9 protein-coding genes are annotated in these 10,277 nt (G+C 37.0%); 4 read left to right on the top strand and 5 right to left on the bottom strand.

The window, feature by feature from the left end; translation table 11 throughout:
- Window positions 1-61: 61 nt before the first annotated feature.
- The 5 genes from PF272_RS11385 to PF272_RS11365 form a co-directional block, all read right to left on the bottom strand.
- Entirely contained in the window at window positions 62-601 is a 540-nt protein-coding gene (locus PF272_RS11385; protein WP_065234379.1) for a TRAP transporter small permease subunit, read from the bottom strand.
- Window positions 602-669: 68 nt separating this feature from the next.
- Window positions 670-1,677, bottom strand: a complete 1,008-nt coding sequence (locus tag PF272_RS11380) for a TRAP transporter substrate-binding protein (RefSeq protein WP_271142848.1) — start codon at window positions 1,675-1,677, stop codon at window positions 670-672.
- Window positions 1,678-1,720: 43 nt separating this feature from the next.
- Window positions 1,721-2,869, bottom strand: a complete 1,149-nt coding sequence (dgoD, locus tag PF272_RS11375) for a galactonate dehydratase (RefSeq protein ID WP_065234377.1) — start codon at window positions 2,867-2,869, stop codon at window positions 1,721-1,723.
- 14 nt (window positions 2,870-2,883) lie between these two features.
- On the bottom strand, window positions 2,884-3,516 hold the full coding sequence (locus PF272_RS11370) for a 2-dehydro-3-deoxy-6-phosphogalactonate aldolase (RefSeq protein WP_065234376.1): 633 nt from the start codon (window positions 3,514-3,516) through the stop codon (window positions 2,884-2,886).
- A gap of 1 nt (window position 3,517) precedes the next feature.
- Window positions 3,518-4,411 carry a 2-dehydro-3-deoxygalactonokinase gene (locus PF272_RS11365; protein WP_271142847.1) on the bottom strand — a complete coding sequence of 298 codons (894 nt, stop codon included), beginning with the start codon at window positions 4,409-4,411 and terminating at the stop codon, window positions 3,518-3,520.
- A gap of 194 nt (window positions 4,412-4,605) precedes the next feature.
- Between PF272_RS11365 and PF272_RS11360 the strand changes: the two genes are divergently transcribed.
- The 4 genes from PF272_RS11360 to PF272_RS11345 form a co-directional block, all read left to right on the top strand.
- Window positions 4,606-5,301 (top strand): FadR/GntR family transcriptional regulator, encoded by a 696-nt coding sequence (locus PF272_RS11360; protein ID WP_197494399.1) that lies wholly within the window; start codon window positions 4,606-4,608, stop codon window positions 5,299-5,301.
- Between the two features lie 97 nt (window positions 5,302-5,398).
- Window positions 5,399-8,305 carry a DNA translocase FtsK gene (locus PF272_RS11355; protein WP_271142846.1) on the top strand — a complete coding sequence of 969 codons (2,907 nt, stop codon included), beginning with the start codon at window positions 5,399-5,401 and terminating at the stop codon, window positions 8,303-8,305.
- Window positions 8,306-8,317: 12 nt separating this feature from the next.
- Window positions 8,318-8,932 (top strand): outer membrane lipoprotein periplasmic chaperone LolA, encoded by a 615-nt coding sequence (lolA, locus tag PF272_RS11350; protein WP_271142845.1) that lies wholly within the window; start codon window positions 8,318-8,320, stop codon window positions 8,930-8,932.
- A 12-nt stretch (window positions 8,933-8,944) separates the two neighbouring features.
- On the top strand, window positions 8,945-10,277 hold a 1,333-nt coding region (locus PF272_RS11345), incomplete at its 3' end, for a replication-associated recombination protein A (protein ID WP_271142844.1).

Raw genomic sequence — 10,277 nt, 5'->3', positions numbered from 1 at the left:
GAATAAGATTAATGTAACAACATCAATACCTAATCCACTGAGACCAAACATATTTCTCTCCTTACTCGTTACTATTAGTTAAACGTTGTTTTAATTTCCAAATCACTTGGATAAAGAACAACACAAATAAAACGAAAATAGCGACTTTTAATAAACCTGGAATCGGTGGATTCCATGCCGAACCAGAACGTTCTAATACAATTTCACCGGTAGGAGAAACTGCCGCACTATACGCGACAAAATAACTAGAGTAGGCTAATAAACCCAAAAAGAGTAAGGTAATAATTCCACTAAAAATTTCTAAACGATTACGCCATTTAGCAGAAACACGATCGAGTAAAATAGGCACGCGAATATGTTTATTACGTCCATAAGAAAAGAGTCCCGCATACACCATTAAGAATCCAGCTAAAGCAATACTGGTTTCATGCACCCAGTCAGTAGGTGAGTTAAACACATATCTTGCAATAATTTCATAAAATGAAATCACTACAATCAATAAATATCCCCAAGAAAGTTTATGCCCAATAGCTTCAATCACTTTATCAATTTTCGTGAGTTTTTCTTCTGGTTCTGATGGTTTGTCTTTTAAATCTTCCATCTTCTTTCCCCTATTGATAGTGAAATAGCCAAGCTACCGTTATAACTTGGCTATTTAAAACTCAATGTTTATTTAATCATGCCTTTGTCTTTCAAATATTTCATAACAGTATTGTAGAATTTTTCTGACATAGGTGATTTTTTCGCCCATTCAGGCCACATTTGGGTCGCAACTTCACGTACTTTTGCGACTTCTTCTGGCGACCAAGACACTACAGTAATATCTGCTTTTTTGTTTTTGATTGCTTCTTCATCAAGTTTTTGATGCATACCTAAGAAGCCTTCCGCATATTGTTTACCTGCTTTCGCTAAAACATCTTTTAAGTCTTGCGGTAAGCTGTCATAAATTTTCTTATTCAATGTGACTTGGTTCATAGGCATTGAGTGCCAACCAGGATAAATCGGATATTTCGCAATATCATTCATACCGTTAGCTTGGTTACGCGCGAAAATTGAGTAGTCAGAAGCATCAATTACGCCTTTTTCAAGCGAGGTATAAACTTCTGATCCCGGAAGATTTACTGGTGCTGCACCTAAACCTTTAAATAGTGCTTGTACAAGCCCTTCTGGTGCACGTACTTTTACGCCTTGTAACTCTTTAATATTATGAATTGGTTTTTTAGACACAAGCGATTCACCACCTACGGTACTGATAGCTAATAGTTGTACGCCATATTTGTTCAGTAATTCATTCGCAACATCAAAACCACCGCCGTTATACATGAAGTCAATTAAGTCTTTAGGATCACTCCAAGCACCAATTAAGTTTCCGTATAAAGCAAATGCAGGATCTTTACCAGAGAAATAAGATGGGTCTGTAAAATCACCTTGGATAATATTCATACCGATTGAGTCTAGAGTTTGGTTATGCTCTACGACTGAACCCGCACCAAGTACAGTAATTTCAATACGTCCATTGGACAATGATTTCACATCTTTTGCCCATTGTTCTTGATATTTAAAGGCATCATCACCTGGTTGATCTGAAGATTGGAATTTCCATTCGTATTCGGCAGCCAACACACTTGCAAAAAACATAACTAAAGAACAAGCTAAAACACTTTTCAATAATTTCATCTTAATATTCCTCTAAAAAAATATATGGAAAAATTTTGTTTTCTTACCATTCGGCAAAAGAACCATCTTTATTCCGCCAAATTGGATTACGCCAACGAGCACCTTTATTATTTTGTTCTTGCATAAAGGTTTCGTTTATTTCAATACCCAATCCTGCGCCTGTTAATACATCACAATAACCTGCTTTGAAATCAAAGACCTCCTTATTTGTCATGTAATCTAGAACATCATTTTCTTGGTTGTAGTGAATACCGATACTTTGCTCTTGAATAACAGCATTTAGAGATACTGTATCGATATGTAAGGATGAAGCTAATGCAATTGGTCCTAATGGACAATGTGGAGCAAGCGCCACATCATAAGCTTCGGCCATGGTAGCAATCTTCCTGAGTTCAGAAATACCACCACAGTGGGAAACGTCTGGTTGTAAGATATCAACGCCACCGCGTTGTAATAAGTGTTTGAATTCCCATCTGGAAAACATTCTTTCCCCTGTTGCAATCGGAATAGCACCATAACGAGCAATTTCATGAATTGCATCAAAGTGTTCGGCTAAAACGGGCTCTTCTACAAACATTGGATTAAACACAGCCAATTCTTTTAATAAAATTTTCGCCATTGCTTTATGCACACGACCATGGAAATCAATACCAATACCGAAATCTTTACCTACCGCGTCACGAATAGCTTGTACACGAGCTAAAACTGCATCTACCTTTGAATAATCATCAATAAAATTAAGTTCTTCCGTACCATTCATTTTAATTGCAGTAAATCCGGCGTCTTGGCGTTCTTTTGCCATACGTGCTACATCATCTGGTCTATCGCCACCAATCCATGAATACATTCTGACGCGATCACGGCATTTACCACCAAGTAATTGATATACTGGGGTATTTAACGCTTTTCCTTTAATATCCCATAATGCTTGATCAATCCCCGCTAAGGCACTCATCATAATTGGACCGCCACGATAGAAAGAAGAGCGATATAAGACATTCCAGTGATCTTCAATATCATGCGGATCTTTACCAATTAAATACTCCATTAATTCTGCAACACAGGCATGAACAGTATGTGTACGACCTTCTAAACAAGGTTCTCCCCAACCAACAATCCCTTCATCAGTTATAATTTTGATAAATCCCCAACGAGGTGGAACAATATAGGTTTCATATCCAACAATTTTCATTTTACTTCTCCAAATTACTGCTCAATTTCATCCCAAGCTTGTTTAAACTTCGTTGCATTATTGATGAACTCTTCTAATGAGATTCCTGCTGAATACAACGCATTACCCAAACCAAATCCTTTTGCACCAAGAGAAACATAACTTTGCATTTGTGCTTTATCCGCTTTAATTCCGCCTACTGGGAAGCAACTTACTTCTTTAGGCAATACACTTAAAATTGCTTTAAATCCGGTTGGTCCAACTAATTCGGCTGGGAAAATTTTGATTTTTGTTGCACCAGAATTGATAGCTAAGAAAGCCTCTGTTGGTGTCATCACACCAACAAAAATCAGACAACCAGAAGCTTTAGCAAGTTTGATAACTTCAGGATCAACATTTGGTGTCACAATCAATTTCACCCCTGTTGCTAAGACTTGTTTTAGTAACTCAACATCAGTTACTGTGCCAGCCCCAATACAACAACGGTCACCAAATTTTTCTTGTAATAAACGAATTGTGCCTATTGCATTTGGGCTATTTAAAGGCACTTCAATAAAGTAATAACCTAACTCAATTAAATGAGAAACATATTGTTCTGCTTCTTCCGTTTTAATGCCTCGTAAAATTGCAATAAGAGGGCACTTTCCAGATATATTTTCAATACTCATGCTACTTTTCCTCAAGATATTGATTTGCAATAAATTTTATTCCTTGTAGAAAACAAGTTTCCCCATCAACAAGTTGATGTTGATAACCTAAGTGAGATAACGCTGTTTGATAACGTGTAGCAATTCCTTTACTACCAATAATGTAATGTGTCAGTGTGTTAGATAATTGTTGAATTTCATTACCAATAATCACACCTGATAGATAACTTCTTACAGATTCTGCAGAAAGTTGTTGATTCAAACATTGTGTTCTTGTAGAAAATAAGGCGTTGGATAAAGGCACTTCATATCCAATTTCAACCCCTTTTAAAAAGCCTGCCTCATCCTCATAAATTTCGGGCATCCCTTGAGTTAAAATGCTGTATTGGTTCAATAATGCAAATAATTCACCTGTCATCATGGTGTAAAAAGTGCTTAATTCACGCCCCTTGACTATCGCATGTTTACTATGAGTACCTGGCAGAATGACCGATAATGTTTCTTCCCCAACCAAATTACGTAACCCTAATAATTGAGTTTCCTCACCACGCATCACATCAAACAAACCAAATTTATTCGTTATCGACATTCCTGGAACAATAAAAGCAGGTACACCCCAAGATAATTTAAAAGTATGCAACCCAGAAACTAACTTATCTAAGCTGATTGGCGCCGCTAAATATGGTACTTCTACCCAGCCATTTTTTGCTCCGACCATACCAGCCATACACACAACATTATTTTTCAAGTCATACAAGAAATTCTGTTCTTCAAATAATTGATAAATTTCTTGTTCAAACATACCATTAATAATAGACTTCATACCTTTGTTATTACTTTTCAATAACTTAATATCACCACTTTTAGGTATAAAGTATGCTCTAAAATTTGTTGTTCCCCAATCAATAACAATCATATTTCACCAAAAATAAAATTCTTGTATGACAAGAATAATAAACAAAAAATAATCAGGCGTCTGTGATTAAGATCTCATTTTCGATCAATAAAATTTTTTCTTTTCTCCTGTCTTAATCAATAAAAAAGGTATAATACAGTTACGTCTATTGATTAATATAAATAGGAAACATCATGCTGAAATCGGATGTCATCATGCGCAATATCATTCTTAAGATATTTCATGGTCAATTTGGCGAAGGAGATTTACTTCCCGGTGAAATGGAATTAGCAAATGAATTTAATGTTTCTCGAACTTCTATTCGTGCCGCCTTACAAACAATTGCGAACAAAGGTGTGATTTCGATCGTACCTAAACGCGGTAGCGTAATAAACAAAATAGAACAGTGGAATTGGTTAGATCAGGACATTCTGACTTTTTTTTCACAAGAAGATATTAGCCCTTCACTATTGCAACATCTCTTAATTACCCGTTTAATTTTTGAACCGAATATCTGTGCTATTGCAGCACTTTCATCAACCGTACAAGATTTAATGTTAATTGAACAAGGCTATCAATTAATGCAGCAAAGTGTGAAAGAGAACAAACGGGAATTATTTATTGAAGGAGATAAGATTTTTCATAGTGCTATCGTTAATTCTTGTAAAAATCCGTTTTTATCTTCTCTTGATGCAATGTTATCTACAGCAATGTCTGTTTCTTATAATCGTACATTAGAACAAGAGTTAAGCGAATCAGTTACAGCAGTAAACGTACATGGTGATTTATTAGAGGCAATTCGCAAACGGGAAGCTCAAAAAGCAAGGGATATCTCAAAACACCTCATCACAAATGCAGTCACTAAAATTTTGCCTAGCCAGGAGCTATATCATCTCATTGAAAACCTATAATTTTTTACCTCTACGAAATTTGTCTAACCCAGTTTGAGTTGCTATCATAGCAGCTTAAATTGGTGCTGAAAGATTATCGAAAATTATATAAATAACAATGATCAATAAAATTAAAAATATCAAACTGAATAACCTCAATTTATCTCAATTTAAGCAAGTTGAAATCAAGAAAGAATATCTAAGTTCAAACCTCTATTTGTTTAATTTAGGGCTATTTTTATTGGCTTGTTTTGGCTTATATTTGCTTGTAGCTTGGACATCTTACCACCCAGCGGATTCAGCTTGGACAATCGCAAGCAATCAACCAACAGTGATTAATAAAGCTGGTGTGGTTGGTGCTTGGTTAATTGATATTCTGTTCGCTTTATTTGGTTCTATTGGTAACCTAATTCCTTTTTTTGTCTTTTTAATTCCTCTCTATCTATTGCGCTATCATCCAATTACTGAGTTTAAAGGAGGAACGTTTTTCTTACGTTCGTTTGGTTTTCTATTATTTTTAATTAGTTTGGCTACATTAGCGTCGTTATATCTTCCAGATAGCCCTTATCATCTTGCTGGTGGTGTCATTGGTGCGGTAATTACTCAATTAACACTGCCTTTGATCGGTATTTGGCTATTATCATTAATCACTATTGCTACCACAATTATAGGTTTTATCCTTTCTGCCGGTAATTCATTTATTAAGGTATTTCCTCGTTTTTATCACTGGTTAATGGCCACAGACGAAAATAAACCTGAAGAAGCACCTCAAAATAATGAAGTTGAAAAATCTTTAGCTGATTATGAACAAATTGAATTACCACTTCCTAAACATGCAGTTAAACAGCAACAATCTCAGCCAACAGCAGAAACGGGCAACCCAGCATTTGCTCATCTGCAACAAGATCAATTTGTCAATCCGACTATTTTTGGCCTAACACCCGCACCAACTACTACTCAAGTAGAGTCTGAAAATAGTACAGATAATACTGTGGCTGATACCCCATTAAATGAGAATTCCACATATCATCAGTCTGTGTCACCAACACCGACCACAGTTAATGCAGATAATTTCAATAATATTGAGTTCCCTGTATTTGATACTAATGAAATTACCGAATTACCAACAGTATCACTATCGACAAATTTAACGCCCGCTACTACAACCGAGGCTACTCAAGATTTAGTCAATCCTCAAGATAATTGGCAAGCACAGACTGCAATGCCAACGGTTAATCTTACTTCACAAGTGGATAACTCTATTCAAGAAGCACAACCATCTTCTGTTAATCATAATGAGCCCGAAGAGGATAACGAAGATTTTGATCGTTTAAGACAAGAGTTCTTAGCGATGCAGCAACAAAAACAAACTGATATAGTGAATCGGGCTAAAGCATTAAATCAAGAAAGTGCTTTAAATCATATCCTTACGCCATCACAAGATGAAGATGAACCCGTTGAACAACTTACAACCCCTAATTATAAGCCTTATGGTAATACGTTAGTTCATCCGTTATTACAACCTGATCCTATCTCAACAGTAAAACCAACTACCCCATTGCCAAGCCTTGATTTATTAAATGAAGGTAAACCAATGACAACGGATATTACTGAAGCTGAAATCCAAGAAACCTCTCGACGGATTGAACATCAATTACGTAATTTTGGGGTAAAAGCGACTGTGCGTAACGTCACGATTGGTCCCGTAGTTACTCGTTATGAAATTGAATTACAACCAGGTACCAAAGCATCTAAAGTAACTAGTATTGATACTGATTTAGCGCGTGCCTTGATGTTCCGTTCTATTCGGATTGCTGAAGTGATTCCAGGTAAACCTTATATTGGTATTGAAACACCAAATGATCGCCGACATAGTGTGTTATTAAGAGAAGTTTTAAGCAGTAAAGAATTCCGTGAGGCTAAATCTCCGCTCTCAATGGCGTTAGGTAAAGATATTAGCGGTAAAACAGTCGTTGTTGATCTGGCTAAAATGCCTCACTTGCTGGTTGCTGGCTCTACCGGCTCAGGGAAATCTGTTGGTGTCAATGCGATGATTTTGAGCCTATTATTTAAAGTGAAACCTGATGAAGTAAAATTCATTATGATCGATCCAAAACAGGTTGAGCTTTCAATGTATAACGATATTCCACACCTGCTTACTAACGTGGTAACGGATATGAATAAAGCCGCGAATGCATTACGTTGGTGCGTGGATGAAATGGAACGCCGTTATCAACTATTAACCGCTTTACATGTACGTAATATTGAAGGCTTTAATAGTAAAATCGATCAAGCGGCAGAAATGAATCTCCCAATTCCAAACCCAATTTGGCGACCAGGTGATACTATGGATGCTATGCCGCCTGCATTAGAAAAACTACCTTATATTGTGGTCATTGTTGATGAGTTTGCAGATTTAATGATGATTGTGGGTAAACAAGTTGAGGAATTAATTGCCCGCCTTGCACAAAAAGCGCGTGCGATTGGGATTCACTTAATTTTGGCTACACAGCGTCCATCTGTAGATGTTATCACTGGCTTAATTAAAGCTAATATTCCAAGCCGAATTGCTTTTACTGTGGCAAGTAAAATTGACTCTCGTACCATCTTAGATCAATCTGGCGCAGAAGCCTTATTAGGTAAAGGGGATATGCTCTACTCTGGTCAAGGTGATTTAATTCGTGTCCATGGTGCGTATATGACCGATGATGAAGTGGTTCGCGTAGCGAGTGATTGGCGTGCAAGAGGTAAACCAAACTACTTAGCTGAAATTGTCGAAAATAGTGAAGAAGATAATGATGCAAGCAATAATGATAATAGTAATGGCGATTTAGATGAAAAATTTGATGAGGCTGTTGATGTAGTATTAAGTAGTGGTAATACATCTGCTTCGTTCTTACAACGCCGTTTAGGGTTAGGTTTCCCACGTGCAGCTCGTATTTTAGATCAAATGGAACAACAGGGAATTCTTTCAGCACCAACCAATGGTAAGCGTGAAATTCTTGCCCCAAGAAATAATTATTAAAAAGGAGAACTTATGAAAAAATTACTCGTTTTATTCGGTATGGCTAGCGTAATTTTTACCAATACAGCAATGGCTGATGCCAAAACTGAATTACAACAACGTTTAAATCATATCAGTTCATTAAGTAGTAGTTTCCAACAACGTGTTTCTGATGCGGATGGTAAAGTGGTACAACAAGGGGAAGGCACCTTACAAATTAAACATCCAAACCTATTTAAAATGACAATCACTGCACCACAAGAAAGTGAAATGGTAGCGGATGGTAAAACGTTATGGTTCTATGATCCTTTTGTAGAACAAGCAACAGCAAATTGGGTAAGTGAAGCAGTAAATAACACACCTTTCGTGTTGCTTACCAGTAATGATCAAAGCCACTGGGCAAAATATCAAGTACAACAAAAAGATGATGTTTTTACTCTGTCACCTCGCAATACAAAAAGTAATATTAAACAATTTACGATTAGGATTAATGCTGATGGCTTATTAAGTAGTTTTAGTACCATTGAAAAAGATGGACAAGCTAATTTATATATTTTACGTAATATCAATACTGCCGAATTACCTAACTCTCTATTCAAATTCACCCTACCTAAAGGTGCAGAGTTAGACGACCAACGTAAAAAATAGTGGCTAATTCAGATGGATAACCTTGATCTTAATTTTGCGGGTGATGATTTTCGCCCGTTAGCTGCACGTATGCGTCCCACCACATTAGATAATTATTTTGGGCAAACGCATCTACTCGGTAAAGGCAAACCACTACGTAAGGCAATTGAAGCAGGTCATGCCCACTCTATGATTTTATGGGGGCCTCCCGGTACAGGTAAAACAACTTTAGCTGAAATTATTGCCCATCGTTTAAATGCGAAAGTGGAATATCTGTCTGCGGTTACCAGTGGCGTAAAAGATATTCGAGAAGCGATTGATCGGGCAAAGCAGAATCAATTTGCAGGGCAACAAACATTACTATTTGTCGATGAAGTACATCGTTTCAATAAATCACAACAAGATGCTCTTTTGCCTTATATCGAAGATGGAACCATTATTTTTATTGGGGCTACTACAGAAAATCCTTCCTTTGAATTGAATAGTGCTTTGCTTTCACGTGCAAGAGTATATTTGTTGAAATCATTGTCTGCTGCCGAAATCGTTGAGGTGTTACAACGCGCAATCACAGATTCTAAACAGGGTTATGGCAATCTTTCCTTACAATTAGAAGAGGGCTTATTAACGACATTGGCAGAATATGTTAATGGTGATGCGCGCCTCGCATTAAATTGTTTAGAGTTAATGGTCGATATGGCTGAAGAAACTGCCACAGGAAAGCAACTTACTCAACAATTAATGGTTGATATTCTTGGCGAACGACAAGCACGTTTTGATAAGCAAGGCGATCGTTACTATGATCTAATTTCTGCATTGCATAAGTCCGTAAGAGGCTCTGCGCCAGATGCTGCATTGTATTGGTATGCACGTATTATCACTGCGGGCGGAGATCCATTATATGTTGCTCGCCGCTTACTCGCGATTGCTTCTGAAGATATTGGTAATGCCGATCCAAGAGCAATGGATGTAGCTTTAAATGCTTGGGATTGTTATACCAGAGTTGGTGCAGCAGAAGGTGAGCGCGCCATTGCTCAAGCAATTGTTTATCTCGCAGCTGCACCAAAAAGCAATGCGGTTTACCTTGCTTTCAATCAAGCTAAACAGCTAGCAACGCAATATCCTGACTTTGATGTGCCTATTCATTTACGTAATGCACCAACTCAATTAATGAAAAATCTGGGAATTGGTAAAGAATATCGTTATGCCCATGATGAACCTCATGCTTATGCCGCAGGAGAAAATTATTTTCCTGAACCATTAAAAGGCACTCGTTTTTATTTCCCAAATGATCGTGGAACTGAAATCAAAATTAAGCAAAAATTGGAATGGTTAGCACAGTTAGACTTGGAAGCAAATAATCAGCAGA

This window comes from Gallibacterium faecale, assembly GCF_027920745.1.
GTDB lineage: Bacteria > Pseudomonadota > Gammaproteobacteria > Enterobacterales > Pasteurellaceae > Gallibacterium > Gallibacterium faecale.
Note: the sequence above shows the minus strand (reverse complement) of the source record. Positions and strands in the feature narration are given on the sequence as shown.